A 24,452-nucleotide genomic window follows, 5' to 3' on the forward strand; every position below is an offset into this window, starting at 1 on the left:
CGCTGATCGTCGCGCGACCCTGGCCTGGATGGCTACTCATGGGTAACATGACGCGCATGAGTGCAGACCAGATGTCGATCGGCGAGATGCTCGCCGCCACGGTGCCGATGGCCAGGACCCTGAAGCTGGAGTTCCTGGAGACCACTCCGCAGAAGGCCGTGGTGGCCCTGCCCGACCAGAGCGACTTCCACAACCATGTCGGCGGGCCGCACGCCGGGGCGATGTTCACGCTGGGCGAGTCGGCGAGCGGTGCCATCGTGCTGGCCGCGTTCGGGGATCAGCTGTCGCGGGCGGTACCGCTCGCCGTCAGTGCCGAGATCGCGTACAAGAAGCTGGCGATGGGCCCGGTCACCGCGACCGCTACGCTGGGCCGTCCGGCCGCCGAGGTCGTCGCCGAACTGGACGCGGGGCGGCGCCCCGAGTTCCCCGTCTTGATCGCCATCCAGCGCGGGGACGGCGCCGTCACCGGCGAGATGACGGTGGTGTGGACCCTTCGCCCGAACGGGTGACGAAGCAGCCGGATCCCTGCCGCTCCCCGGCGGTGTGCCGCCGCCGGCTCGGTGTCGCTTGCCGGCTTCCGTATGGATCCCGGCCGTCGGGCGCGACGGCCGGAGAGCAGACATGGACCCCCGGCCTGCCCCGGCGGCCGGTGCCGCGCAGGGCGGTGGCAGGAGGAAGTGGGCGCATGGGTGCCGCGTGGTCACGGCGCCCCGTTCCGGCCCGAACCGATCAGCGTGCGCACCTCGAAGTCCTCGTAGGAGCCGCCCTCCTGACGACCGCTCAGAACGCTGCCTAACCAGCCGAGGAGGAAGCCGGCCGGAATGGAGACGATGCCCGGGTTCTGGAGCGGGAACCAGGCGAAGTCGGCGTGGGGGTAGACCGAGGTGGGCTGCGAGGAGACCACCGGGGAGAACAACACGAGGAGCACCGAGCAGATCAGGCCGCCGTACAGGCCGAGCAGGGCACCCCACGCGGTGAAGCGGCGCCAGAACAGGCCGTAGACGAGCGCGGGGAGCAGGGCCGACGCGGCGATGGCGAAGGCGAGGAACGCCAGAGTCGCCGTGCTGATCTCCCATGGCAGCAGGGCGAGCAGCATGGCCAGGATCCCGATGACGGCGGCGGACACGCGCGCCACACCCAGCTCTTCGGCCTGGGTCGCCCCGCCCCTGCGGATGACCTCGCCATAAAGGTCGTGGGCGAGCGAGGTGGCCGCGGCGAGGGTGAGGCCGACCGCGACCGCCAGCAGGGTCACGAAGGCCAGGCAGGAGACCAGCGCGGTGAACACGCCGCCGCCGAGGGACTGGGCGAGCAGCAGAACGGCCGCGTCGCCCTTGGGGTCGATCTTCACGATCGCCTCGCGGCCCAGGACGGCCGTCGCGCCGAGGCCGACGACGCCCGCGGCCAGACAGACGAACCCGACCAGCACGGTGGTCCACACGGTGGAGGTGCGCAGCACGCGGTTGCTGCGCGGGGCCAGGAGCCGCATCGCCACGTGGGGGAGCGCGGCGAGACCGAGCACGAGGGCGAGTTCCAGACTGAAGAAGTCCAGCTTGCTGGTGGTGCCGGCGCCGTAGCGCAGCCCCGGCTCGAGAAAGCGGTGCCCGAGGCCGCTGCCCCGCTCGGCGGCCGACAACAGCGCGGCCACGCTCCAGTGGAAGTGCGCCAGCACGATCGCGGCCGTGATCGCGACCCCGGACACCAGCATCACGGCCTTGACGACCTGGATGAAGGTCGCGCCGGGCATCCCGCCGAGCGCCGCGTACACCACCACGATGGTGCCGATGACGACCACGCACAGGGTGCGCGTGGCCTGGTTCGGCTCGCCGACGAACTGGGTCAGCAGAGCCACCCCGCCGATGAGCTGGGCGACGAGATACAGCGTGGTGACGGCCAGGGTGCACAGGGCGAGGGCGAGGCGCACGGGCCGCTGGGCCCGGGGCAGCCGCAGCGCCAGGGTGTCCCCGAGGGTGAACCGGCCCGCGTTGTGCAGCGGTTCGGCGACGACGGACAGCACCGCCATCCACGCGACCGTGGTCCCGCCCAGAGAGAGCAGGCCGTCGTAGCCGGTGAGGGCCACGAGGCCGGTGCTGCCCAGCAGCGTCGCCGCCGACAGATAGTCGCCGCACATCGCCAGGCCGTTGCGCAGCGGAGACATGGTCCGGCTGCCGAGGTAGAACTCGCCGACCTCGTCCCGCTGGGGAGCGGTCAGCAGCGCGGCGAAGAGGGTGACCACGACGACGGACAGGAAGAGGACGAAGGTCAGTTGCAGGCCGAAGCGGTTCGCGACACTCGCGAAGGCCGTCATCACGCGCGCGGCCACCTCTGCTGCGCGGGGCGTGGCCGGTCGCCGGGTCGCGCCCGGTCCCGCTCGGAGCGCAGCCGACGCGCCACCGGGTCGACGCGTCTGCTCATGTGCGCGGTGTAGCGCCACACCGCGAGTGCCATGAGGCCGAACTGGGCGAGGCCGAGCGCGAGGCCGAGGGTGAGATGGCCCGCCAGCGGCTGGTTCATCAGACCCGGAGCGAAACCCGACAGGAGGACGTAGAGCAGAAATCCGCCGACGACAAGGGCCGCCGCCGTGGCGCCGAAGGCGCGGAAGGCATGGCGCAGGGGCGGGAATTCGGGGTGGTCGCGCAGCGACGGGGGGCTTGCGGAATCCGCTGGCGTGGCGGGGGAAGGGGAGCGGCCGGCGTGCTGCCGCGGATATCCGTTCATGACGCACCTTCTTTGCTGCCGTGTGCCGCGCTCCCGGCGGGCCATGCCCGGGCGGGCCGGTTTCGGAGGGAAGGGGAGAGAAAGGAGAGCGGGGGACGGGAGAAGTGAGCCGTCGTCGGGTCTTTCCCGGAGGAATGGCCCGTCGGGAACTTCTTCCCGGTGTCGAAACCGGTTTTTCGTGCGGCCTTTGTGGGGGGTTCGCGAGGTTTCCGCTCCCGGCTTTTCCGGGAGATGGGGACGGTCCTGCAGGGGGGTGTCAACGGGGTCGGAAGCGGAGTATTGCAGTGGGGCCATTGGCCTATCAACCGCCTGTACGGAAGGCAGATTGAACAGAATCGTTTCCGCTTTCCGGTCGTTCCCGCCGTTCCCGCCGATCCGGCCGTTCCTGCCGTTCCGGTCGTTCCTGCCGTTCCGGTCGTTCCTGCCGTTCCGGTCGTTCCTGCCGTTCCGGTCGTTCCTGCCGTTCCGGTCGTTCCCGTCGCTGCGGTCGTTCCCGTCGCTGCGGCCGTTCCCGCCGCTCCGGCCAGGGTGCCCCCGTGTGTGCGGCGCCCGGGAATCGTCGTACGCCTCCGGTGCGGCTTCACTTCACGCCGGTGCCAGGGGGCCGGTGCTCGCCACGGCCTTCGCCCGCGAGGGCCGCCGCGGGGGTGTGTAGGCTTCCAGGGGGCCCGTCCGAGCGGGCGAGCCCCCAGGAAAGCGCGGACGCGAAACGGGGAGGATGTGGCGTTGCACGTCCAGGAATGGCTCGACACGGTGCCCGCGGCCGCCGTCTACGCCGTGGTGGCCCTCGTCATCGGTGTGGAGAGCCTCGGCATCCCACTGCCGGGAGAGATCGTCCTGGTGTCGGCGGCACTGCTCTCCTCCCAGCACAGCGGCATCAATCCGATCATCCTCGGGGCCTGCGCCTGCGTCGGTGCGGTCGTCGGCGACTCCATCGGCTACGCGATCGGCCGCAAGGGCGGACGGCCGCTGCTGGCCTGGCTCGGCACGAGGTTCCCCCGGCACTTCGGCGAGGGGCATGTCGCGACGGCCGAGCGGTCCTTCGAGAGGTGGGGCATGTGGGCCGTCTTCTTCGGCCGCTTCGTCGCCCTGCTGCGGATCTTCGCCGGACCGCTCGCCGGTGTACTGCGGATGCCCTACTGGAAGTTCCTGACCGCCAACTTCCTGGGCGGTGTGGTCTGGGCGGGCGGCACCACCGCGGTCATCTACTACGTCGGCGTCGTCGCCGAGTCGTGGCTCAAGAAGTTCTCGTGGCTGGGGCTGGTGGCCGCGGTCCTCATCGGACTGGCGTCGATGCTGGTGGTCAGGCGCAAGGCCGGGAAGACGGCGGCGCAGCGGGAGGCGGCCGAGGCGGAGACCGCCCCCGCCGCCGACCGGGCCTGAAGCGGCTCAGTCCTGCCGGTGCGCGGCGCGGTGGGCCTGCGCCAGCTCCGCGTACATCGTGCCGTTCAGCGTGATGCCCTCGCGCTCCTCGGCGGTCAGCTCCCGCTTCACCTTGGCGGGCACACCCGCCACCAGGGAGCCCGGGGGCACCCGCATGCCCTGGGGCACCAGGGCCTGAGCCGCGACCAGCGAGCCCGCGCCGATCACCGCGCCATTGAGGACCGTGGCGCCCATGCCGATCAGACAGTCGTCCTCGATGGTCGCGCCGTGCACCACGGCGTTGTGCCCGATGGAGACCCGCTCGCCGACATCGACCGCAAAGCCCGGGTCGGCGTGGAGCGTGCAGTTGTCCTGGACGTTGCTGCGCGCGCCGACGGTGATCCGCTCGACGTCGCCGCGCAGCACCGCGCCGTACCAGACGCTTGCGCCCGCGTGCAGCGTGACGCCGCCGATCACCACGGACGTGGGCGACACGAACGCCGCCGCGTCCACCTCGGGATCCCTGCCGCCTATCCCCGCGATCAGCGCCGTGTGCGTCATTGCCGTCTCCTCGTGGTCGGTCCTCCCGCACCGTACGCCATCGGTGGGGCGAAGATCACAGCGGTACGGGCGCATGGGCGGGCCCGGCGCTGAGTAACGTGAGCGCGTGCCCAGGAGCAAGAACACGTTCTCGTCATGGCGTCGTGGTTTGGCGCAGCGCGCCGTCCACGCGGGCTGGGCCTGGGCGCAGCGCGCGGGTTCCGTGACCGCGGAGCACCCCGGACGCTTCCGCTTCGGCGCGATGGGAACGGGTACCAGGCTGGCCTTCCCCCTGGGCACGGTGTTCGGTGAGCCGTGGATCCAGGTCGGCGCCCACTGCATCGTCGGCGAACAGGTCACCCTGACGGCCGGACTGATGCCCGGCCTCGACCTCGGTCCCGACCCGATCCTGCGCATCGGCGACGGTGTCGTTCTCGGCCGCGGCAGCCATGTCATCGCCGACACCTCGGTCACGATCGGCAACGACTGCTACTTCGGGCCGTACGTCTATGTGACCTCCACCAACCATTCCTACGACGACCCGCACGAGCCCATCGGCAGGCAGTGGCCGCGGATGGAACCCGTGGAGATCGGCCCGGGCTGCTGGGTCGGGACCGGCGCGGTGATCCTGCCGGGCGCGCGGATCGGGCGGAACGTGGTGGTGGCGGCCGGGGCGGTGGTGCGGGGAGCCGTGCCGGACCATGCGGTGGTGGCCGGGGCGCCTGCCCGGGTCGTACGGCGCTGGACACCCGAGGAGGGCTGGCGGCCGCCGCTCAGAACACCGGCCCCGGTGCCGATACCGGACGGGGTCACGCCGGATCAGCTGCTGGCCCTGTCCGAGCTGGACGAGGAGGACATCGCCCGGCTCGCGGAGTTGGAAGCGGAGTCCTGAGGGCCCGGGATCATGGCGCTGGACGCCGCGTGCCGACGGCCCGGCGGGCGGATCCGGCGGCAGGGTCCGGACGTCAGCCGGTGGCCAGCAGCACCGTACCGACCAGCGCGAGGCCCGCTCCCGCGGCCTGTACCGGGCGCAGCCGCTCGCTGAGGAAGCCGCGCGCGGCGAGCGCGGTGACCACCGGGTAGAGCGAGGCGAGGACGGCGGCCACCGTGACCGGACCGTGCTGGGCCGCGAACGCATAAGTGCCGTTGGCGGCGACGTCGGCGAGACCGACGAAGGCGAGCGCGGGCAGCGAACGCCATGGCAAGCCGCCCTGCGGGAGGGCCGGCGCACCGCGCCGCACCGCCGCGCCCAGGGCGGCACCGCCCACCACGACATTGGTCACGCGCTGCACGAAGAGCGCCAGGAACAGCCCGGTCACCGTCGCCGACGCCTCCGCGATCAGCGCGAACACCGTGCCGAACCCCAGTGCGGCGACAAGGGTCAGCAGGATCGCCTGCCGTCGCACCGGGGCACCCCGAAGCTCGGGCCCGCCCGCGAGCACCACCCCGGCGACCGCGACGGCGATCCCGGCGGCCTGCACCGGCCCCGGGCGCTCGCCGAACACGAGCGCCACGCCCACGGGCACCGCCACGCTCAGGGTGGCGAGCGGGGAGACGACGCCCATGGGCCCCAGGGCGAGCGCCTTGTAGAAGGAGAGCAGGGCGATCGGGCCGATCAGGCCAGCGGCGAACGCGAACCACAGCCGGGGCCCCGCCTCGCTCCAGGCGCCGGTGACCAGCACGACGACGCCCAGCACGGACGCGGCGACGGCCTGCGAGACGACCACCACCGTGAGTGCGGGCATCCGCCGGGTCAGCAGCCCCCCGCCGAAGTCGGCCAGCCCCCACAGAAGGCTGGTGGCCAGGGCGAAAAGTGCTGTCATGGGCCGCCTCGCAGTACAGTTCGGTGAACAATCAGGTGCACCACACCATAGTTGAGCGAACTGAACTCTGTCATACAGAATATTGGACTCGATGTGTCGGACCTCGACCTGCTGACCCAGTCCCTGGCACGCAACGTGAAGCGCTGGCGCGCCGAGCGCGGCTTCACTCTGGACGCCCTCGCCGCCCGTGCCGGAGTCAGCCGCGGCATGCTCATCCAGATCGAGCAGGCCCGCACCAACCCGAGCATCGGCACGATCGTCAAGATCGGCGACGCGCTCGGCGTCAGCGTCACCACGCTGCTCGACTACGAGCAGGGCCCCCGGGTCCGGATCGTCCCGGCCGAGCAGGCCGTACGCCTCTGGCACACCGAGGCGGGCAGCTACAACCGCCTGCTCGCGGGCACCGAGGCCCCCGGTCCGCTGGAGATGTGGGACTGGCGGCTGATGCCGGGGGACCGCAGTCCCTCCGACCCGCACCCCGCCGGCACGGTCGAACTCGTCCATGTCACCGCCGGCCGGCTGACGATCACCGTGGACGGCGTGGACTACGACGTCCCCACCGGCGCCAGCGCCTCCTTCGAGGCCGACACCCCGCACACGTACGCCAACGACGGCGATGTGCCGATGGAGATGGTGATGGCGGTCTCGGTGCCGCCCGTCCGCTGAGACACCGGTCCTGCGGCCGCGGTACGGCTGTTAGCGTGCCGGCATGCGCGCACCCATCGGAGACTTCGACCCGGCCACACCCGCGCCCGACTGCCTCGACGAGCTGACCCGCCCGGTGGCCGACGCCGTACGCCGGTGGAGCGGCAGCGTGCCTGCCGACCAGATCCTCTACGTCGACACCGAGCCGGAGTGGGCCGATACCGCGGTCTTCCTCGAGCACTACGGCAGAGAACTGCTCGAGCGGTCCGCCAACTGCGTCGTGGTCGCGGGCAGGCGGGGCGGCGAGACGATGCTGGCCGCCTGTGTGGTCCTGTCCGCCACCCGGGTCGACGTCAACGGCGTGGTCCGCCGTCAACTGGGCGCCCGGAAGGCGTCGTTCGCGCCGATGGAGGTGGCGACCGGGGAGACCGGCATGGAGTACGGCGGCATCACGCCGATCGGACTCCCCGACGGCTGGCCGATCCTGGTCGACTCGGCGGTCGTCGACCTGCCGTACGTCCTGGTCGGCAGCGGCAGGCGCCGGGGGAAGCTGCTGGTGCCGGGCAAGGCGTTCACGGAGCTGGCCAACGCCGTGGTCCTGGAGGGGCTGGGCGTCTGAGGGCACCTGGGCCACCACGCGGGACCCGCGCCGGCACCAGCGGCCCCCGTGGTGCGGGCGCCGGGCCGGGGCCTGGCCGGGTCAGGACCGGGCGCCGGCGTGGTGGGCCAGGGCCCGATGCGGATCCGCCGAGCCGGGTGCCGGGGCCGGGTCGGCGTGGACCAGCGCCGCGGTCAGCCGCGGAACCGCGTGCAGCAGGGCGTGTTCGGCCTCGACCGCGATGTCGTGCGCCCGGCGCACGCTCACCTCGCCGTCCACCACCACCGCGACCTCCGCGCGCAATCGGTGGCCGATCCAGCGCAGCCGAAGCTCGCCGATCCCGAGCACGCCCGGCACCATTCGCAGCGCCCGCTCGGCCCGGTCCACCAGCGCCGGATCGACGGCGTCCAGCAACCGCCGGAACACCTCCCGGGCGGCATCCCGCAGCACCAGCACGATGGCGGCCGTGATCACCAGCCCCACGACCGGGTCGGCCTGCTGCCAGCCGAGTGCCGCGCCGCCCGCCCCGGCCAGGACCGCGAGGGAGGTGAACCCGTCCGTCCGCGCGTGCAGTCCGTCCGCGACCAGCGCGGCCGAGCCGATCGCGCGGCCCACCCGGATGCGGTGGCGGGCCACCCACTCGTTGCCCGCGAAACCGATGACGGCCGCGCCCGCGACCGCGGGGATGTGCGCCATGGGGCGGGGGTCCATCAGCCGTTCGACGGCGCTCCAGGCGGCGAAGGCGGATGACGCGGCGATCGTCAGCACGATGACGATCCCGGCGAGATCCTCGGCACGGCCGTAGCCGTAGGTGAAACGGCGCGTGGCCGCGCGGCGGCCCAGGACGAAGGCGATGCCGAGCGGGACGGCGGTCAGGGCGTCGGCCGCGTTGTGGACGGTGTCGCCGAGCAGCGCGACCGACCCGGAGATCACGACCACGACCGCCTGGGCCAGCGCGGTCCCGCCGAGGACGGCCAGCGAGACCCAGAGCGCCCGCATGCCCCGCGCGGAGGACTCCAGCGCGGGGTCGAGCTTGTCGGCGGTCTCATGGGAGTGGGGGGTCACGAGGTGGCGGAGGCGGGAGAGCGGACCGTGGGGATGCTCGTGTTGACGGGCGTGCGCGTCATCGTGGCTGTGGCTGTGGCTGTGGCTGTGGCTGTGGCTGTGGCCCGGTGCCCCGCTGTGCTCGTGTGCCTCGTACTGCTGTCCCATAGGAAGGCCCCTTCCCCGCGCGACAGTGGACGCGATCGCTCCCACGGAGCCATTATGTGCGTATGAGCGCACGCATGCACCTATCACCTGCGCACAGTGCGCAGCCGCGCACGGGGGGCGCGCCCGAGGGGCACCCCCGCTCTCCCGGTGAGGAGCAGTTCGCGCTCGCCGCCGAGCTGCTCGCCCTGCTCGGGGACCGCACCCGCCTCGCCCTGCTGCACGCCCTCACCGGGGGCGAGGCCGATGTCTCCACGCTCACCCAGGCATGCGGCGCGGCCCGGCCCGCGGTCAGCCAGCATCTGGCGCGGCTCCGGCTCGCGGGCCTGGTGGACACCCGCAAGCAGGGCCGCCGGGTGATCTACGCGCTGCGCGACGGCCATCTGTGCCGGGTCGTGGAGGAGGCGCTCAGCCTCGCCGACCACCGGCTCACCAACCGCCCGGCGCACGGCTGACGGGAGGTTCAGGGGCGAACGGGCGGTTCAGGGGCGATCGGCGCACCGAGTGTCGGGCGGGCGTGCCGCGCTCGTCCGGCGCGACGGTCATCCGGCCCCGGGCGGGCGACGAGACGGACACGGCAAGGCGTTCGGCGGTCAGGCGCGCGAGACCGTGGCCGCGACGCGTCGCCGGCCCAGCGCCCGGGGCCGTTCATGCGGGTGCTGCCGTTCAGGGGGTGCTGTCGTCCTCGCCTGCCTCCAGGAGGTTGGCCGCCGCGCCCACGATGCTGGGATCGGGGGTGCCGACGACCTCCATGTCCTTGTCGCCGTAGTCGAAGCGGGCCAGAACGCTGCGCATCGCCTCGACGCGCGCCCGCTTCTTGTCGTTGCTCTTCACCACGGTCCACGGCGCGTACTCGGTGTCCGTGGCGCGGAACATGGCGACCTTGGCGGCGGTGTAGTCGTCCCAGCGGTCCAGGGAGGCCAGGTCCATCGGGCTGAGCTTCCACTGCCGTACGGGGTCCACCTGACGGATCGTGAAGCGGGTGCGCTGCTCGCTCTGCGAGACCGAGAACCAGAACTTCACCAGGTCGACGCCGTCGTCCACGAGCATCCGCTCGAACAGCGGCGCCTGACGCATGAAGCGGCGGTACTCGTCGTCCGAGCAGAAGCCCATCACCCGCTCCACGCCCGCCCTGTTGTACCAGGAGCGGTCGAACATCACGATCTCGCCCTCGGTGGGAAGATGTTCGACATAGCGCTGGAAGTACCACTGACCGCGCTCGCGCTCGGTCGGCTTCTCCAGGGCCACCACCCGGGCGCCGCGCGGATTGAGGTGCTCGGTGAAGCGCTTGATCGTGCCGCCCTTGCCGGCCGCGTCACGCCCCTCGAAGACTATGACGAGCCGGCGGCCGGACTCCTTGATCCAGCTCTGCAGCTTCAGCAGCTCGATCTGCTGGAGCCGCTTGTGCCACTCGTACTCCTTGCGCTCCATCCGGTGGTCGTAGGGGTAGTTCTCCCGCCAGGTGTTCACGGGGCTGCCGTCGGACCTGAGCAGCACGGGGTCGTCATGGTCGGTGTAGTCGACCCGCAGGCCTTCGGTCACCAGAGGTGTCATCGTCATCCTTCTCCGCACGCCTCAGTGGAACTGCGGCACGATCAGACAGATCCCGTACGCGACCACGGCCGCGCAGGCCAGGAAGCAGAGCCCGGCCTGGGCGATGGCCAGGGTGTGGCCGCCGCCCTCCCGTTCGCGGGCGGCCTCGGCCTGGGCGAGGCCGAGCACGCCGAGCGCGAAGACGACGACCACGGCGACGGTGACTCCGATGCTCACCGCGGTGACCTGGCCGAGGGCGGTCCAGTCAAGGTGCATGGCTCGAACTCTCCCTGGCTCAGGCGGCGCTGCCGACGCGCGTGGCCTCGGTGGCGCGGATGGTGACCTCGTGGGTCTCGTTCACGTTGTCGGCGTGGACCGGGCTGCGGCGCGAGGCGAGCACGATGAAGGCGGCGACCGCGGCGGCGACCAGGGCGATCACCACCGTACCCGCGTTGCCGCCGTGCTTCACAACGCCTGCGGAGACGCCGCCGACCAGCGCGGCCGCCGGGAGCGTGACCAGCCAGGCGATCACCATGCGGCCCGCGGTGCCCCAGCGCACCTCGGCCAGCCGCCGGCCGAGGCCCGCGCCGAGGATGCCGCCCGAGCAGACCTGCGTGGTGGAGAGCGCGAAGCCGAGGTGGGCGGAGGTCAGGATGACGGTGGTGGACGCGGCCTCGGCGGCGAAGCCCTGGGGCGACTGGATGTCCGTCAGGCCCTTGCCCATCGTGCGGATGATGCGCCAGCCGCCCAGATAGGTGCCGAGACCGATGGCGAGACCGGCCGACCCGATCACCCACACGGGAGGGCCCGCGTCATGGCCCAGCGCGCCCGCCGAGATCAGTGTCAGCGTGATCACGCCCATCGTCTTCTGGGCGTCGTTGGTGCCGTGGGCGAGGGAGACGAGCGAGGCGGAGGCGACCTGGCCGAGCCGGAACCCCTTGGTCACCGACTCCTTGCGGGCACGGGCGGTGATCCGGTACGCGAGGTAGGTGGCCAGCAGCGCCGCGACACCGGCCACGACGGGCGAGGCGACCGCCGGGATCAGAATCTTCTCGACAACCTTGTCGAAGTGCACACCATGGCTGCCGGCACCGACCCAGACGGCGCCGACCAGTCCGCCGAACAACGCGTGCGAGGAACTCGACGGCAGCCCGACGAGCCAGGTCAGCAGATTCCACAGAATCGCGCCCACCAGCCCGGCGAAGATCATTCCTGGGGTCACCAGGGTGTCGTCCACGATGCCGCCCGAGATGGTCTTGGCGACCTCGGTGGACAGAAAGGCGCCCACGATGTTGAGCACACCGCTGATCAGGACCGCGATTCGCGGCTTGAGGGCGCCCGTGGCGATGGAGGTGGCCATCGCGTTGGCGGTGTCATGGAATCCGTTCGTGAAGTCGAAGGCCAGCGCCGTGACGATGACGACGGCCACGAGGAACGTGATGTGGTCCATCCCCAGATGAAAGCAACCGAACACGTATTTCCGGAGAAGGACAGGCAACGGCGGGGCGTGCGTCGTATGGGTGAACGAGCCTCGAACTCCCTTGTGTGGACCGGGTGGAGGAGACGGCGGCGGGCGTCGCGTGATCTGCGCCGTACCCGGTTGGATCGCGCCCGGGTGAAAAAATGACCGTGGGTCAGGACTTCCGGGTCCTGACCCACGGTCCGGTCACGCTCGGGGTCGGCGTCGCAGCCGGGGCTCGGCGGATCAGGCGGCGGCGGGCGCGGCCTGGGAGAGCTGCTCGATGACCTTGGTCAGGTTCTCGACGACCTCGGTGTCGTCCGCCGGGTGGGTCTCGGCGAAGCGCGTCATCGAGCCGGGGATGGACAGCTTGGCCTCCTCGACGACGGCAGCGCCGGCGATGCCCACGGCCTTGCGGGTCTCGTCCTGCGCCCACACACCGCCGTACTGGCCGAAGGCGGTGCCGACAACGGCGACCGGCTTGCCGGACAGGGCGCCGGCGCCGTACGGACGCGACAGCCAGTCGATCGCGTTCTTCAGGACGGCCGGGATGGTGCCGTTGTACTCGGGCGAGAAGAGCAGCAGAGCGTCGGCCTGGGCGGCGGCGGTGCGCAGCGCGGCGGCGGCCTCGGGGACGCTGCCCTCGACGTCGATGTCCTCGTTGTAGAAGGGCACCTGGCCCAGACCCTCGTGCAGCACGACCTCCACGCCCTCGGGGGCGTGCTTCACGGCCGCCTCGGCGAGCTGACGGTTGTGGGAACCGGCGCGAAGGCTGCCGACCAGGGCAAGGATGCGTACGGACATGGCGAAACTCCCAGAATCAAGCGATCGGTAAGAATCGGACCAATCGGCCCCGTTGAAGTTTGTATCACCTCAACCGGACCGCGGTCCACTTCCAGTGTCACCGTAAACGGACCGTGGTCCGATTGTCTTCCCCGGGGGCTAATCTGGAGCCATGACCGAGCCGTTCGCGCCTTCTTCCGTGCCCCAGGACCGGGACGACCTGGGGGGCCTCGCGGACCTCGCCCTGCTGCCGGCGGGTGAGACGCCCCAGCTGCGCGCGGATGCCGCCCGCAACCGCACCCGGCTGCTGGAGGTCGCCGCCCGGCTGGCCGCCGAGCGCGGTATCGCCAACGTGACCATGGACGACATCGCCTGCGGGGCCGGCGTCGGCAAGGGCACCGTCTTCCGGCGCTTCGGGGACCGCACGGGCCTGCTGGTGGAGCTGCTCAGCCATCACGAGCAACAGCTCCAGGCGGCCTTCCTCGCCGGGCCGCCGCCGCTCGGCCCGGGGGTGTCCCCGGTGGAGCGGCTGTATGCCTTCGGCTCGGCCGTCATCCGCCATGAGCATGCCCACCGGGACTTCTACCTGGAGGCCCACATCGAACCAGGCCGGCGCCGCACCAGCCCCGCGTACCACTTCCGGCTGGCCCATGTCCGCATGCTGCTGCGCGAGGCGCGCGCGGACGGTGACTGCGAACTGGTCGCCCACCTGCTGCTCGGCTCTCTGGAGACGGTGCTCGTTGACCATCTGGTCTCCGTCCTCGGGATGTCCCTGGAGCGCGTGGAGGCAGGATGGCGCGATCTCGTCGATCGCTACACGGGCCGATGTAGCCGATGTGCGGGCTGAACCGCTTGTGGGGGCTGCTCCCGCTTGTACGGGCCGACAGCGCTTGTATGACCCGAAAACCCTGGTAAGGGCTGATACCGCTTCTCGCGGGTTGAAGTGCCTCCCGCGGCCTGAAATCGACTCCGCGGGCTGAAAACCTGCTGCCCTGCGGGCCGATCGGCTGTCCCGGGCGCCCGATGATGGGTCCATGACCCCTTCGGGCAGACGAGCCGAGATGTTCGTCGCCGCCGAGCGCGACCCGCGTGGCCTCGGTCCGCGACCGGTGACGAACGCCTCCTGGTCGCCTCCCTCGCCGCCCGGCGCACCATGCTGGAACTTCAAGTGCGCGTGCCCCGGCACAGGCGCACCGGTCGTCGGCCGTGATTGTCCCGGACGAGCCCCGGCCACTTCCACGTCTCCCGACGTCTCGTCGTTTGTGCAGGTCAGCGTCGTACTATCGGACATGACAACGATCCCCGGTGCAGCCTTTGCCCCGAGGCGCCGCCATGGGTTTCACTGCGGTGAGGCACCCGATGCGCGGGGAAGGCGGATCAGATGAGCGACCACGGTCATGGGCACGGCCCGGGCAGTCACACGGGACACTCCCACGGGGTGTCGGCGGACGCCGACCGCCGCTGGCTCGCTGCCGCGCTCGCGCTGATCACCGTGCTCATGGCGGCCGAGGTGGCCGTCGGTGTCCTCGCGGGCTCCCTGGCCCTGCTCTCCGACGCGGCCCACATGCTCACGGACGCCGCGTCCATCGTGCTCGCCCTCATCGCGATGCGGCTCGCCGCCCGGCCGGCGCGTGGCGTTTACACCTACGGCCTCAAGCGAGCGGAGATCCTCTCCGCCCAGGTGAACGGCCTCACGCTGCTGCTGCTCGGGGCCTGGCTGGCGTACGAGGCCGTACGGCGGCTCATCGCCCCGCAGCAGGTCGCCGGCGGCCCGATGCTGGCCACCGCGCTCGCCGGAGTCGTCGTGAACGTGGCCGCCGCCTGGTGCATCTCCAAGGCCAACCGCACCTCCCTCAATGTGGAGGGCGCCTACCAGCACGTCCTGAACGACCTGTTCGCCTTCATCGGCACCGCGGTCGCCGCGCTCGTGGTCCTTCTGACGGGCTTCGGGCGCGCCGATGCCATCGCCACGCTCGTGGTCGTCGCGTTGATGGTGAAGGCGGCCTACGGACTGCTGCGTGACTCGGGCCGTATCTTCCTGGAGGCCGCGCCCGTCGACGTCGATCCGGACGCGCTCGGCGACCGGCTCGTCGCCCGGCCGGACGTCGTCGAGGTGCACGATCTGCACGTCTGGCAGATCACCTCCGGCCAGGCCGCGCTGTCCGCGCACATCCTGGTGGAACCCGGCGGCGACTGCCATGCGGTCCGCCGCGGCCTGGAGGACGTGCTGCACCACGACTACGGCATCACCCACACCACCCTCCAGGTCGACCACGCCCCGGAACGAGTCCTCCAGGTGGCGCCGCCCGGCGACCCGAACGCGGCGGACGACCCCGCACACTGCGCGGCTCCGCACGGCCCGGTGCACCGGGGGGAGCCGCACCACCACTGACGCCGGCGGCGGGACGAAAGTGCCTCTCGGGTGGCAGGGCCGCACGGCGCCGTGCCTCGGACAGCACTGCCCTTCACCCCTCTTGACCGTCCCTTTCCCCCAATACCTCTGACACAGAGCTAATATCGGTGGTGTGGAATCCGAGAACTTCGCCGACGACCTCTCCACCGCCCTTGTGGCGGTGCAGCGCCTGATCCGGCGGCGGCTGCGCAGCGGGATCGGCGCACCACGCCTGCGCGGCGCGGAGGTCGAACTGCTGCGGCTGGTGGTGGCGCGTCCGGGCGTCGGTGTGTCGGACGCCGCGAAGGAGCTGTACCTCGCTGGGAACTCGGTCTCCACGCTGGTCAATCAGCTCGCGCGGGAGGGCTATCTGATCCGCGAGACGGACCCGGCCGACCGGCGGGCCGCGCGGCTGCTGCCCACCGAGGCGGCCGAGACGCGGCTGCGTGACTGGCGCGAGCGGCGCACCGCCCTCGTGCGCCGCCAGGTCGCCCGTCTCGACGACGAGGACCGCAAGGCGCTGGAGGCGGCCCTTCCGGCCCTGCGCAAGCTGGCGGAGAACCTGCACGAGGAGACCGAGGAGATATGACGAGCAACGCGACGCACGGCGAGGCGCCCGCGGCGGACGCCGTCACCTGTGACGGACTCCGCTACTCCTTCGGGGAGACGACCGCCGTCGACGGGCTCGACCTGCGGGTCGGCGACGGCGAGGTGTTCGGACTGCTCGGGCCGAACGGCGCGGGCAAGACCACCGCGATCCGCTGCATCACCACGCTGTTGCCGGTCCCGGCGGGCATGGTCCGGGTCTTCGGCCACGACGCCGCCCGCGACCGGATGGCCGTACGGCGGCTGCTGGGCTACGTACCGCAGCAGCTCTCCGCCGACTCCGGACTCACCGGCCGGGAGAACGTCGCCCTGTTCGCCCGCGTCTTCGACGTCTCCCGCCGCGAGCGGGCCCAGCGGGTCGAGCAGGCCCTCGCGGCCGTCGACCTGACCGCCGCGGCCGACCGTCTGGCGAAGACCTACTCCGGCGGTATGGTCCGCCGGCTGGAACTCGCCCAGGCGCTGGTCAGCGCGCCCCGGCTGCTGATCCTCGACGAGCCGACCATCGGCCTCGACCCGATCGCCCGGACGAATGTGTGGGAGCACATCAACGCCGTCCGCGCCGCCACCGGCATGACCGTCCTCGTCACCACCCACTACATGGACGAGGCCGACCAGTACTGCGACCGAGTCGCCCTGATGCACCGCGGCCGCATCCGTGCCCTCGGCACCCCCGCCGAGCTGCGGAACGGCCTTCGGGAACGGCTCGGCACCGAAGGTCCGCTGCCGACGCTGGAGGACGTCTTCCGTGACGTCGCCGGCAGCGGCCTGGACGACCAGTCAGGAGACTTCCGCGATGTCCGAAGCACCCGCCGCACCGCGTCCCGTGTCGGCTGACCGCGCACCGCGGCCGGACCTCGGTCTGCTGGTGACCCCGCCCCGGGCCCGCACGGGCTGGAGGGTACTGCCGGCGCGGGTGGCCGCGATGTGCGCGGTCGAGCTGCAGAAGCTGCGCCACGACCGCACCGAGCTGTACACACGAGCGATCCAGCCGGCGCTGTGGCTGCTGATCTTCGGTGAGACGTTCACCCGGATCAGGGCCATCCCGACCGGCAACATCCCCTACCTCGACTATCTGGCGCCCGGGATCATCGCCCAGTCCGCGATGTTCATCGCCATCTTCTACGGCATCATGATCATCTGGGAGCGGGACGCCGGCATCCTCACGAAGCTGCTGGTCACACCTACCCCGCGGGCGGCACTCATCACCGGCAAGGCGTTCGCCGCGGGGCTGAAGGCGCTGATCCAGGCGCTGGTGGTCGTCGTGATCGCGGCGCTCCTCGGCGTCGCGATGACCTGGAACCCCCTGCGTCTGCTGGGCGTGGCGGTGGCCGTCGTCCTCGGCTCGGCCTTCTTCTCCTGTCTGTCCATGACGATCGCGGGCATCGTCCTGACCCGCGACCGGCTGATGGGCATCGGCCAGGCGATCACCATGCCGCTCTTCTTCGGTTCCAACGCCCTCTACCCGGTGGCCGTCATGCCCGGCTGGCTCCAGGCCATCAGCAGGGTCAACCCCCTGAGCTATCAGGTGGACGCCCTGCGCGGCCTGCTGCTCGGGACGCCGTCCCATCTGCCGCTCGACTTCGGCGTGCTGGCGGTGGCCGCGGCCCTGGGCGTCACCTCGGCCTCGTCGCTGCTGGGGCGGCTGGCCCGCTGAACCGCGGCCGTCGCCGGGAAGAGCGGCTTCGGCGGCGGCCGCCTCACCTCTTCTTCCAGAACGCCATCAGATCCGCCAGGGCCCTGATGATCTCGGGCCGTTCGGACGCCTCCGCCTGGCGCAGGCTGATGACCAGCGCCAAGAGGATCATGACGACGAAGAGGGCGACGGCGTAAAGGAAGAGCTGCGGAGCAACTCCGGCCACTTGCTCGAGTACGGCCCACATACTGCCTCCCGGACGGTCCCGGCCGCTGCTTCCGGGGAGGCTTCGCCAGGGCGCGAGGCCTTCACGAAGGCAGGCGGACGCCTGTCATCACGCAGCGCCCGCCGGCTGCGCACCGCGGCCGCGTGGTACCGGGAGGGGAAGGCGGATCCACACCAGGGGGCCTTCCGCTGCCTGGTCGGCACGATGTGGCGCCCGTACGTCGAGAGGCCCGACGCCACTGCCGTGTTGTGCTGCTCCGCGAGTTCGGCGGGGACGGCGTCATCGAGTCCGGCGAGTTCGGCGCCTGGTGGGGCTCCGTCTCGTCGACGCCGGCGGTGGCGGGGCAGACTCCTCGTCGCCGCCTGACCAGTTACTTCTCGGTATCAACCGTATCCGCCCGACCCACTCGAACGCGCCTGACTCGCGCATGCGTTCACCCGTTGGGTCTCCTGCCGGCCGTCCACGGGAGGGGCGGGGCCCCGCCGACGGGGGCGGATGCCCCCTTTCACCGGGCTCATAGCCGCCCTTTGACAACGCTCATAAAGAGCGCCGCCCCTGCCGGGGTGGGCCAGGGCGTGGCACTAGTCCAGCAGCGGGATCTCGATGGCCGGGCAGCGGTCCATCACCATCTCCAGCCCGGCCGCGCGGGTGCGGTGGTAGGCGACCTCGTCGATCACGTCGAGCTGGAACCAGACGGCCTTGGCGCCGATCGCGGCGGCCTGGTCGGCCACCGGGCCCGCCAGGTCGCTGTTGACGAAGACGTCGACGACGTCGACCGGGAACGGGATCGCGTCCAGCGACGGGTATCCCTGCTCGCCGTGGACCGTCTCCGCCTTGGGATGGACGGGAACGATCCGCTTGCCGAAGCGCTGGAGGACCGCGGCGACCCCGTAGGCGGCACGGCGCTGGTTGCCGGACAGGCCGACGATCGCCCAGGTGTCGCCCAGCTCGGTGAGGATCTTGCGGATCGTTGCTGCGTCGCCGTACACGGCCGGTCCCCTTCGACGTCCCGCGACGCCGCGGGCCCGCGCCGTCTGCTGTGGGGCAACAGCGGGCGGGACAAGGAGATTCCCCCGCCGACGCCCGAATGGTGGTCCGTCCGTTGCCCGGAATGGGTCCCACCTCCCTGCGCCGGGGTCCCGATCCGCCTACGCTCGCCCCGTGCTCCGTATCATCGACGCCCGCAACGGTGAGCCCACCCACGTCCGCCCGGGCCTGGTCCGGGTTCACGCCCATGTCACCAGGGCCGACGCCTCGGCCCTGCGGGTGCTGCTGACGGCCGATGTGCTGGCCCGGGCCCTGGAACTCGGCGGAACGCCCGTGGTCACGGTCGCCGCCCCGTCCGCCGCCCTCCGGGAACAGGCCGACGCCCTCGGCATCCGCCCCGCCGAGCCGGACGCGCCGGGTCTCGGCCGGGCCCTGCATGTGGTCGGGGCAAAGGACACCGCACCCGACGGGGTGCGCCTCGAGGTCGCCACGGCCACCGGGCCCGCCGACACCGCCGCCCCGCCGTCGGCCGTACGCCTCGCCCTGCTCGCCCGGCCCCGCCGCCACCCCGTCGTCCTCGACCAGGCCGCCCTGGCCGCGGCGCAGGACACGCTCGAACGCTGGCGCAGGGCCGTCGCCGGATGGGCGGTCCACCCCTCGCGGCCCATCCCGGAACAGGTGCGGCACGAACTGCGCGCCGCCTGGGAGGACGACCTCGACGTACCGGCCGTCCTCGAGGTGCTGGAGCGCGTGGAGGGTGACGACGACGTGCCGGAGGGGGCGCGTTTCGAGACATACGCCTACGCCGACCGCCTGCTCGGCCTGGACCTCGCCCGCGAGATCGGAACCCGGGCGTGATCATCCGTTCCGGGGCGGCCCCGCTGCGTCGGCTCGTGGTCCTGCGGCACGCCAAGTCCGCCCGGCCCGACGGCGTCGCCGACCATGAACGGCCCCTCGCGCCGCGCGGTCGCCGGGACGCCCCGGCCGCCGGGCGTGCGCTCGCCGAGGCCGACTGCCTGCCCGACCTCGCGCTCTGCTCCACCGCGGTGCGTGCCCGTCAGACCTGGCAGCTCGCCTCGGCGCAGTGGGGCACCCCGCCGCCCGTACGGTTCGACCCGCGGCTGTACGGCGCCGACGTGCCCGATCTGCTGGAGGTCGTGCACGAAACGCCCGCCGAGGTGGAGACACTGCTGCTGATCGGGCACAACCCCGGACTCACGGACCTGGTGCTCGCGCTCGCCGGACAGGGCCTGGACGACACGCTGGAGCGCGTCCGGACCAAGTTCCCCACGGCGGCGATCGCCGTCCTCGCCGCCCATGGCGCCAGTTGGAAGGCCCTCGCCCCCGGCAGGGCACTCCTGACGGGAATGACCGTGCCGAGGGGCGAGAAGAAATGACTACGGGAAGAGACAGCTATCCGACGTGGACGCGGGGGCGGCGCGCGGGATCGGGCTCGGCGCGCCGCAGTACCTCGCGGGTGACCGGGGCGACCTCACCGTCACCGAACACCAGGAAGCGCAGCAGATGGCTGAACGGGGCGCCCTCGGTCCAGTTGAAATAGGCGTGCGGCACCTGGCCGGTGCGGTCGCGCAGCTCCATCAGGACGGCCGCGATGGTGTTGGGCACGGTCGCTCCCGACACCCTCAGCCTGCGCACCCCGTACTTCTCGTCGCCGTGCACCGTCAGATCGGCGCTGAAGTCGGAGGAGTCGGTGACGAAGGCCTCCAGGAACAACACCGGCCGCCCGTCCGGGATATGGGTCTGCTCGCGCTGGCTGTACTCCTTGGCACGGTACTCCCGTCTGCTGTGCTCCTGAGGCTCGTTGGCGATCAGCCGCAGCGGGCCATGGGCCGCGGCCTCCTCGATGAACCGGGTGGCCGGCTCGTCGAAGGAGACCGTCGCGGCCCGCAGTTCGAAGGCCCGGTGCACCCGTGAGGCGAACGACGTGACCAGGATCGCGAGGATGAAGATCAGCGCGATCTTGAGGCCGTCGGGTCGCTCGATCACATTCGTGACCAGGGTGTACAGAAAGACGGCGGTGATCGTCCCGAAGCCGAGCGCGGCGGCCCGGTGACCGCGCCGGTGCGCCGCGACCGTCGAGGCGAACGCCGCGGAGAGCATCAGCACGAGCACGCCCGTCGCATACGCGCCGCTCTGGGCGTCGACGTCGGCGTGGAACCACAGCGTGATGAGCACGGCGGCCACCATGAAGACCAGGACCAGGGGCCGCACGGCTCGGGTCCACTCCGGGGCCATCCCATAGCGCGGCAGATAGCGGGGCACCAGGTTGAGCAGCCCGGCCATGGCGGAGGCGCCCGCGAACCAGAGGATCGCGATGGTGGCGATGTCGTAGAACGTGCCGAAGGCCCCGCCCAGATGCTCGTGCGCGAGATAGGCGAGAGCGCGTCCGTTGGCGGGGCCGCCGCTCTTGAAGGCATCCTGCGGAATCAGGATCGTCGTCGCCAGGCTGGACAGCAGCAGTAGGCAGCTCATGATCACGGCCGCCGTGGTGAGCAGCTTCCGGGTGTCACGCACCCGTCCGGCCGGGTGCTCGTAGGTGTCCGTCGGATCACCCTTGATCTGCGGCATCACCGCCACGCCCGTCTCGAAGCCGGACATGCCGAGCGCCAGCTTCGGGAAGACGAGCAGCGCCACACCGATCATCGCGAGGGGTGAGGAGTGCTCGGCGGTCATCGCGTCCGTCCAGTCGCCGACCTTCACCGGGTGGCTCAGCACCTCCCAGACGGCGACCGCGAGCACGATCACATTGAGGCTCAGATAGGTCGCGACCAGGGCCACCGCGATGCCGATGGCCTCCTTGAACCCCTTCAGGAAGACAGCGCCGAGCGCGGCGAGCAGAAACAGGGTGATCCAAAGGTTGGCGCCGTCCGCCCAGTGCGGGGCGTACGGGTTCTCCACGACATGCGCGGCGGCGTCCGCGGCCGACAGGGTCATCGTGATCATGAAGTCGGTGGCCGCGAAGCCCAGCAGCACCAGCACGAGGATCTTCCCCGCCCACCACGGCAACAGCCGCTCCAGCATGGCGATAGAGCCCTCGCCGTGCGGGCTCTCGTGGGCCACCCGGCGGTAGACGGGCAGGGCGCCGAAGAGGGTCAGTGCGATCAGCACGAGTGTGGCGAGCGGCGACAGCAGGCCGGCCGCGAGGGCGGCGATACCGGGCTGGTAGCCGAGGGTGGAGAAGTAGTCCACACCCGTCAGGCACATGACGCGCCACCAGGGGTTGCCCTCGTGCGTGGCGTCCGGGGTGGCGTGCGGGCCCGGGTGACGGGCCGCCCGCTCGCTCAGGCCCTCCAGCAGCCAGGCCCGCCAGCGGGCCTTGGCGGCGGGCGTGGAATGGCCGGGCTCGGCGGCGTCCGGACGGTCCACCTGGGTGCCGGTCATGCTGCGCTCTCTCCTGTATTCGCTCGGGCGGCCTCGCGGGGCCGGTGCACCGGCCCGGGCCTGGGACGGCCCGGAACCCGGCAACGACGAGCGAGTATCCAATATGGGGCAGTGTGCCCGGGCGCTCGGGGGCGGACGCGCCGAGGCGGACCGGACCGGTGAGACGTGTGGCACACCCGCCCGGAGGGGGAGGGTGTGGGGCGCGCGGAGGACCGGGGGAGTCGACAGGTGCGGACGGCTCCCAAGGTACGCAAGGCGCGGCGGCGCCCTCGTGCGGCGCTCCCGGGAGCGCCGCATAGGCTGGCGAGATGCAGGACGAGTACCGCACAGTCGCCCGCGCGGGCGTGCACGAGACCGAGGTCAACCGCTCCCGCTTCCTGTGCGCCCTCGCCCCGGCCGCCACCGAACAGGAGGCCCAGGACTTCATCGCCGAAGTCCGCAGGAAGCACGCCGACGCCACCCACAACTGCTACGCGTACGTCATCGGCGCCGACGCCGCGATCCAGAAGGCGAGCGACGACGGCGAACCGGGCGGCACCGCGGGCGTCCCCATGCTCCAGATGCTGCTGCGGCGCGACATGCGGTACGTCGTCGCCGTCGTCACCCGCTACTACGGCGGGGTGAAGCTCGGTGCGGGCGGGCTCATCAGGGCCTACGGGGGAGCGGTCGGCGAGGCCCTGGACGCCCTCGGCACCCTCACCCGCCGCCGGTTCCGGCTCGCCACGGTGACGGTCGACCACCAGCGCGCCGGCAAGGTGCAGAACGATCTGAGGGCGACCGGCCGCGAGGTGCGCGACGTGCGCTACGGCGAGGCCGTCACCATCGGGATCGGACTGCCCGACGCCGATGTCGAGGCCTTCCGGGCATGGCTCGCGGACACCACCGCGGGCACCGCCGGGTTCGAACTGGGCGGAGAGGCCTACGGGGACGTGGATTCGGGGAGGTGAGTGCTGCGGGGGCGTGGGCTCGGGAAGGTGAGTGCTCCGGGGACGTGGATTCGGAAAGGTGAGTGCTGCGGGGGCATGGACTCGGGAAGGTGAGTGCTGCGGGGGCGTGGATTCGGGAAGGTGAGTGGTCCGGGGCGCGGAGTGAAGTCGGTGAGGTCCCGGGAACGCGGACTCAGGACGGTGAGGGCTCCGGGTGCGCGGATCCGCTCGACGAGCCGTGCGCCGCCGCCTCAGCCGGACCGCCCGGCCTCCTCCCCCGCTGCCTCGAGCGCGCTTTGACCGAACGCAGGGGCGGGAAAGCCGACTCGCAAAGGGTGTGTCGGAAACAGGGGGAGCAACCGGTTCGGTCGGAGGGGGAGGGACCGGCTGAAACGGGAGTATCCGCCCGTGATGTCAGACCCGGCCGATAGTCTCGGGGATCATGAGGTTCCTGCACACGTCCGACTGGCATCTGGGCCGAGCGTTCCACCGGGTGAACATGCTCGACGCCCAGGCCACGTTCATCGACCATCTCGTCGCGACCGTGCGTGACCACGGCGTGGACGCGGTGGTCGTGTCGGGAGACGTGTATGACCGGGCGGTTCCGCCGCTGGCCGCGGTCGAGCTGTTCGACGACGCCCTGCACCGCCTCGCCGGTCTGGGCGTGCCCACAGTGATGATCTCCGGGAACCACGACTCCGCGCGCCGCCTCGGCGTCGGCGCCGGTCTCCTCGGCCGCGCGGGCATCCACCTGCGCACCGACCCCGCCGCCTGCGGCACCCCCGTCGTGTTGCGAGACACCCATGGGGACGTCGCCTTCTACGGCCTGCCGTATCTCGAACCGGCCCTGGTCAAGGACGAGTTCAGCACCAAGGCCGGCCACGAGGCGGTGCTCGCGGCCGCCATGAACCGGGTCCGCGCCGACCTCGCCACGCGCCCGCCGGGCACCCGCTCCGTCGTCCTCGCCCACGCCTTCGTCACCGGTGGCGAGCCCAGCGACAGCGAGCGGGATATCACGGTCGGCGGGGTCGCCGCGGTGCCCGTGGGCGTCTTCGCCGGGGTGGACTACGCGGCCCTGGGCCATCTGCACGGCAGCCAGACCATCACCGAGCGCGTGCGCTACTCCGGCTCCCCGTTGCCGTACTCCTTCTCGGAGGCGGGCCACCGCAAGAGCATGTGGCTCGTCGACCTCGGGGCCGACGGCTTTGTGGCGGCGGACCGCGTCGACTGCCCGGTGCCGCGGCCCCTCGCCCGCATCCGGGGGAGACTCGAGGACCTTCTCGCGGACCCGGGGCTGGAGCGCCACGAGCAGTCCTGGGTGGAGGCCACGCTGACCGACCCGGTGCGGCCCGCCGAGCCGATGGCCCGGCTGGCCGCGCGCTTCCCGCACACGCTGAGCCTCGTCTTCGACCCCGAGCGCGCCCCCGAGGACCCCGCCGCGTCGTATGCGCGGCGGCTGGCCGGCCGCTCCGACCAGCAGATCGCGGAGGACTTCGTGGCCCATGTGCGCGGGGCGGGACCCGACGCACACGAACGGGCGGTGCTCCAGGACGCGTTCGACGCGGTGCGCGCCGACGAGACCGTCCGGGAGGTCGCGTGACCGCGCACGGCCG

At 71.8% G+C, this 24,452-nt stretch carries 27 protein-coding genes; 15 read left to right on the forward strand and 12 right to left on the reverse strand.

Annotated features, from left to right (window positions below; genetic code table 11):
* Positions 1–71: 71 nt before the first annotated feature.
* The gene (locus ACIP94_RS26265) at positions 72–509 is read left to right on the forward strand and encodes a DUF4442 domain-containing protein (RefSeq protein WP_402430860.1); all 438 of its coding nucleotides are present in this window, start codon (positions 72–74) and stop codon (positions 507–509) included.
* Between the two features lie 191 nt (positions 510–700).
* On the opposite strand, the gene ACIP94_RS26270 is transcribed toward ACIP94_RS26265, so the two are convergent.
* Positions 701–2,305 (reverse strand): cation acetate symporter, encoded by a 1,605-nt coding sequence (locus tag ACIP94_RS26270; RefSeq protein ID WP_402430434.1) that lies wholly within the window; start codon positions 2,303–2,305, stop codon positions 701–703.
* Complete coding sequence (locus ACIP94_RS26275; protein ID WP_402430437.1) at positions 2,305–2,715, reverse strand: DUF485 domain-containing protein; 411 nt, start codon at positions 2,713–2,715, stop codon at positions 2,305–2,307. Before ACIP94_RS26275 ends, ACIP94_RS26270 begins: the two co-directional genes overlap by 1 nt.
* 726 nt (positions 2,716–3,441) lie before the next feature.
* Between ACIP94_RS26275 and ACIP94_RS26280 the strand changes: the two genes are divergently transcribed.
* On the forward strand, positions 3,442–4,098 hold the full coding sequence (locus tag ACIP94_RS26280) for a DedA family protein (protein WP_402430440.1): 657 nt from the start codon (positions 3,442–3,444) through the stop codon (positions 4,096–4,098).
* 6 nt (positions 4,099–4,104) lie between these two features.
* On the opposite strand, the gene ACIP94_RS26285 is transcribed toward ACIP94_RS26280, so the two are convergent.
* Positions 4,105–4,638: a gamma carbonic anhydrase family protein gene (locus tag ACIP94_RS26285; RefSeq protein WP_402430442.1), complete on the reverse strand. Its 534-nt coding sequence runs from the start codon at positions 4,636–4,638 to the stop codon at positions 4,105–4,107.
* A gap of 106 nt (positions 4,639–4,744) precedes the next feature.
* On the opposite strand from ACIP94_RS26285, the gene ACIP94_RS26290 reads away from it, so the two are divergent.
* A complete protein-coding gene (locus tag ACIP94_RS26290; RefSeq protein ID WP_402430445.1) occupies positions 4,745–5,509 on the forward strand; it encodes an acyltransferase in 765 nt (254 codons plus the stop codon).
* Between the two features lie 73 nt (positions 5,510–5,582).
* On the opposite strand, the gene ACIP94_RS26295 is transcribed toward ACIP94_RS26290, so the two are convergent.
* Positions 5,583–6,440 (reverse strand): EamA family transporter, encoded by an 858-nt coding sequence (locus tag ACIP94_RS26295; protein WP_402430448.1) that lies wholly within the window; start codon positions 6,438–6,440, stop codon positions 5,583–5,585.
* Between the two features lie 93 nt (positions 6,441–6,533).
* On the opposite strand from ACIP94_RS26295, the gene ACIP94_RS26300 reads away from it, so the two are divergent.
* Together ACIP94_RS26300 and ACIP94_RS26305 are read left to right on the forward strand one after the other, a co-directional pair.
* Positions 6,534–7,106 (forward strand): helix-turn-helix domain-containing protein, encoded by a 573-nt coding sequence (locus ACIP94_RS26300; protein ID WP_402430451.1) that lies wholly within the window; start codon positions 6,534–6,536, stop codon positions 7,104–7,106.
* A gap of 43 nt (positions 7,107–7,149) precedes the next feature.
* Positions 7,150–7,704: a YbaK/EbsC family protein gene (locus ACIP94_RS26305; protein ID WP_402430454.1), complete on the forward strand. Its 555-nt coding sequence runs from the start codon at positions 7,150–7,152 to the stop codon at positions 7,702–7,704.
* Positions 7,705–7,785: 81 nt separating this feature from the next.
* Here ACIP94_RS26305 and ACIP94_RS26310 read toward each other — a convergent pair whose 3' ends face one another.
* The gene (locus ACIP94_RS26310; RefSeq protein WP_402430457.1) at positions 7,786–8,895 is read right to left on the reverse strand and encodes a cation diffusion facilitator family transporter; all 1,110 of its coding nucleotides are present in this window, start codon (positions 8,893–8,895) and stop codon (positions 7,786–7,788) included.
* Between the two features lie 74 nt (positions 8,896–8,969).
* On the opposite strand from ACIP94_RS26310, the gene ACIP94_RS26315 reads away from it, so the two are divergent.
* On the forward strand, positions 8,970–9,347 hold the full coding sequence (locus ACIP94_RS26315) for an ArsR/SmtB family transcription factor (protein WP_402430460.1): 378 nt from the start codon (positions 8,970–8,972) through the stop codon (positions 9,345–9,347).
* A gap of 211 nt (positions 9,348–9,558) precedes the next feature.
* Here ACIP94_RS26315 and ppk2 read toward each other — a convergent pair whose 3' ends face one another.
* The 4 genes from ppk2 to ACIP94_RS26335 all read right to left on the reverse strand — a co-directional run bounded on the left by ppk2 (position 9,559) and on the right by ACIP94_RS26335 (position 12,688).
* Positions 9,559–10,446, reverse strand: coding sequence for a polyphosphate kinase 2 (ppk2, locus tag ACIP94_RS26320; protein ID WP_402430463.1), 888 nt, complete (start codon positions 10,444–10,446; stop codon positions 9,559–9,561).
* A gap of 21 nt (positions 10,447–10,467) precedes the next feature.
* Complete coding sequence (locus tag ACIP94_RS26325; protein WP_402430466.1) at positions 10,468–10,701, reverse strand: hypothetical protein; 234 nt, start codon at positions 10,699–10,701, stop codon at positions 10,468–10,470.
* A gap of 19 nt (positions 10,702–10,720) precedes the next feature.
* Positions 10,721–11,875, reverse strand: a complete 1,155-nt coding sequence (locus tag ACIP94_RS26330; RefSeq protein WP_402430469.1) for an anion permease — start codon at positions 11,873–11,875, stop codon at positions 10,721–10,723.
* Positions 11,876–12,130: 255 nt separating this feature from the next.
* Complete coding sequence (locus ACIP94_RS26335; RefSeq protein ID WP_402430471.1) at positions 12,131–12,688, reverse strand: NAD(P)H-dependent oxidoreductase; 558 nt, start codon at positions 12,686–12,688, stop codon at positions 12,131–12,133.
* Between the two features lie 151 nt (positions 12,689–12,839).
* Between ACIP94_RS26335 and ACIP94_RS26340 the strand changes: the two genes are divergently transcribed.
* The 5 genes from ACIP94_RS26340 to ACIP94_RS26360 all read left to right on the forward strand — a co-directional run bounded on the left by ACIP94_RS26340 (position 12,840) and on the right by ACIP94_RS26360 (position 17,319).
* Positions 12,840–13,514, forward strand: a complete 675-nt coding sequence (locus ACIP94_RS26340) for a TetR/AcrR family transcriptional regulator (protein WP_402430474.1) — start codon at positions 12,840–12,842, stop codon at positions 13,512–13,514.
* A gap of 534 nt (positions 13,515–14,048) precedes the next feature.
* Positions 14,049–15,059 carry a cation diffusion facilitator family transporter gene (locus ACIP94_RS26345; RefSeq protein ID WP_402430477.1) on the forward strand — a complete coding sequence of 337 codons (1,011 nt, stop codon included), beginning with the start codon at positions 14,049–14,051 and terminating at the stop codon, positions 15,057–15,059.
* Between the two features lie 133 nt (positions 15,060–15,192).
* A complete protein-coding gene (locus ACIP94_RS26350) occupies positions 15,193–15,648 on the forward strand; it encodes a MarR family winged helix-turn-helix transcriptional regulator (protein ID WP_402430480.1) in 456 nt (151 codons plus the stop codon).
* On the forward strand, positions 15,645–16,499 hold the full coding sequence (locus tag ACIP94_RS26355) for an ABC transporter ATP-binding protein (RefSeq protein ID WP_402430483.1): 855 nt from the start codon (positions 15,645–15,647) through the stop codon (positions 16,497–16,499). Before ACIP94_RS26350 ends, ACIP94_RS26355 begins: the two co-directional genes overlap by 4 nt.
* A complete protein-coding gene (locus ACIP94_RS26360; RefSeq protein WP_402430486.1) occupies positions 16,459–17,319 on the forward strand; it encodes an ABC transporter permease in 861 nt (286 codons plus the stop codon). The genes ACIP94_RS26355 and ACIP94_RS26360 overlap by 41 nt, the downstream gene beginning before the upstream one ends.
* Positions 17,320–17,362: 43 nt before the next feature.
* Here the strand turns inward: ACIP94_RS26360 and ACIP94_RS26365 are convergent, their stop codons facing one another.
* Both ACIP94_RS26365 and ACIP94_RS26370 read right to left on the reverse strand, forming a co-directional pair.
* A complete protein-coding gene (locus ACIP94_RS26365) occupies positions 17,363–17,545 on the reverse strand; it encodes a hypothetical protein (protein WP_311691280.1) in 183 nt (60 codons plus the stop codon).
* Positions 17,546–18,105: 560 nt separating this feature from the next.
* Positions 18,106–18,513 carry a CoA-binding protein gene (locus tag ACIP94_RS26370; protein ID WP_402430489.1) on the reverse strand — a complete coding sequence of 136 codons (408 nt, stop codon included), beginning with the start codon at positions 18,511–18,513 and terminating at the stop codon, positions 18,106–18,108.
* A gap of 172 nt (positions 18,514–18,685) precedes the next feature.
* Here ACIP94_RS26370 and ACIP94_RS26375 point away from each other — a divergent pair, with 172 nt between their 5' ends.
* Positions 18,686–19,369, forward strand: a complete 684-nt coding sequence (locus tag ACIP94_RS26375; RefSeq protein WP_402430492.1) for a hypothetical protein — start codon at positions 18,686–18,688, stop codon at positions 19,367–19,369.
* On the forward strand, positions 19,366–19,908 hold the full coding sequence (locus ACIP94_RS26380; RefSeq protein WP_402430495.1) for a SixA phosphatase family protein: 543 nt from the start codon (positions 19,366–19,368) through the stop codon (positions 19,906–19,908). The genes ACIP94_RS26375 and ACIP94_RS26380 overlap by 4 nt, the downstream gene beginning before the upstream one ends.
* 16 nt (positions 19,909–19,924) lie before the next feature.
* On the opposite strand, the gene ACIP94_RS26385 is transcribed toward ACIP94_RS26380, so the two are convergent.
* On the reverse strand, positions 19,925–21,913 hold the full coding sequence (locus ACIP94_RS26385) for an amino acid transporter (protein WP_402430498.1): 1,989 nt from the start codon (positions 21,911–21,913) through the stop codon (positions 19,925–19,927).
* Positions 21,914–22,221: 308 nt separating this feature from the next.
* Between ACIP94_RS26385 and ACIP94_RS26390 the strand changes: the two genes are divergently transcribed.
* Positions 22,222–22,860, forward strand: a complete 639-nt coding sequence (locus tag ACIP94_RS26390) for a YigZ family protein (protein WP_402430501.1) — start codon at positions 22,222–22,224, stop codon at positions 22,858–22,860.
* 421 nt (positions 22,861–23,281) lie between these two features.
* Positions 23,282–24,439, forward strand: a complete 1,158-nt coding sequence (locus ACIP94_RS26395) for an exonuclease SbcCD subunit D (RefSeq protein WP_402430504.1) — start codon at positions 23,282–23,284, stop codon at positions 24,437–24,439.
* Positions 24,440–24,452 lie beyond the last annotated feature (13 nt).

The organism is Streptomyces sp. NPDC093261, assembly GCF_044753645.1.
GTDB lineage: Bacteria > Actinomycetota > Actinomycetes > Streptomycetales > Streptomycetaceae > Streptomyces.

Excerpts from the sequence above, each read along its gene's own strand:
- ACIP94_RS26265 (WP_402430860.1), top strand. The coding sequence starts at position 72 with ATGTCGATCGGCGAGATGCTCGCCGCCACGGTGCCGATGGCCAGGACC.
- ACIP94_RS26270 (WP_402430434.1), bottom strand. The coding sequence starts at position 2,305 with ATGACGGCCTTCGCGAGTGTCGCGAACCGCTTCGGCCTGCAACTGACC.
- ACIP94_RS26275 (WP_402430437.1), bottom strand. The coding sequence starts at position 2,715 with ATGAACGGATATCCGCGGCAGCACGCCGGCCGCTCCCCTTCCCCCGCC.
- ACIP94_RS26285 (WP_402430442.1), bottom strand. The coding sequence starts at position 4,638 with ATGACGCACACGGCGCTGATCGCGGGGATAGGCGGCAGGGATCCCGAG.
- ACIP94_RS26295 (WP_402430448.1), bottom strand. The coding sequence starts at position 6,440 with ATGACAGCACTTTTCGCCCTGGCCACCAGCCTTCTGTGGGGGCTGGCC.
- ACIP94_RS26305 (WP_402430454.1), top strand. The coding sequence starts at position 7,150 with ATGCGCGCACCCATCGGAGACTTCGACCCGGCCACACCCGCGCCCGAC.
- ACIP94_RS26310 (WP_402430457.1), bottom strand. The coding sequence starts at position 8,895 with ATGGGACAGCAGTACGAGGCACACGAGCACAGCGGGGCACCGGGCCAC.
- ACIP94_RS26315 (WP_402430460.1), top strand. The coding sequence starts at position 8,970 with ATGCACCTATCACCTGCGCACAGTGCGCAGCCGCGCACGGGGGGCGCG.
- ppk2 (WP_402430463.1), bottom strand. The coding sequence starts at position 10,446 with ATGACACCTCTGGTGACCGAAGGCCTGCGGGTCGACTACACCGACCAT.
- ACIP94_RS26325 (WP_402430466.1), bottom strand. The coding sequence starts at position 10,701 with ATGCACCTTGACTGGACCGCCCTCGGCCAGGTCACCGCGGTGAGCATC.
- ACIP94_RS26330 (WP_402430469.1), bottom strand. The coding sequence starts at position 11,875 with ATGGACCACATCACGTTCCTCGTGGCCGTCGTCATCGTCACGGCGCTG.
- ACIP94_RS26335 (WP_402430471.1), bottom strand. The coding sequence starts at position 12,688 with ATGTCCGTACGCATCCTTGCCCTGGTCGGCAGCCTTCGCGCCGGTTCC.
- ACIP94_RS26340 (WP_402430474.1), top strand. The coding sequence starts at position 12,840 with ATGACCGAGCCGTTCGCGCCTTCTTCCGTGCCCCAGGACCGGGACGAC.
- ACIP94_RS26345 (WP_402430477.1), top strand. The coding sequence starts at position 14,049 with ATGAGCGACCACGGTCATGGGCACGGCCCGGGCAGTCACACGGGACAC.
- ACIP94_RS26355 (WP_402430483.1), top strand. The coding sequence starts at position 15,645 with ATGACGAGCAACGCGACGCACGGCGAGGCGCCCGCGGCGGACGCCGTC.
- ACIP94_RS26360 (WP_402430486.1), top strand. The coding sequence starts at position 16,459 with ATGTCCGAAGCACCCGCCGCACCGCGTCCCGTGTCGGCTGACCGCGCA.
- ACIP94_RS26365 (WP_311691280.1), bottom strand. The coding sequence starts at position 17,545 with ATGTGGGCCGTACTCGAGCAAGTGGCCGGAGTTGCTCCGCAGCTCTTC.
- ACIP94_RS26385 (WP_402430498.1), bottom strand. The coding sequence starts at position 21,913 with ATGACCGGCACCCAGGTGGACCGTCCGGACGCCGCCGAGCCCGGCCAT.
- ACIP94_RS26390 (WP_402430501.1), top strand. The coding sequence starts at position 22,222 with ATGCAGGACGAGTACCGCACAGTCGCCCGCGCGGGCGTGCACGAGACC.
- ACIP94_RS26395 (WP_402430504.1), top strand. The coding sequence starts at position 23,282 with ATGAGGTTCCTGCACACGTCCGACTGGCATCTGGGCCGAGCGTTCCAC.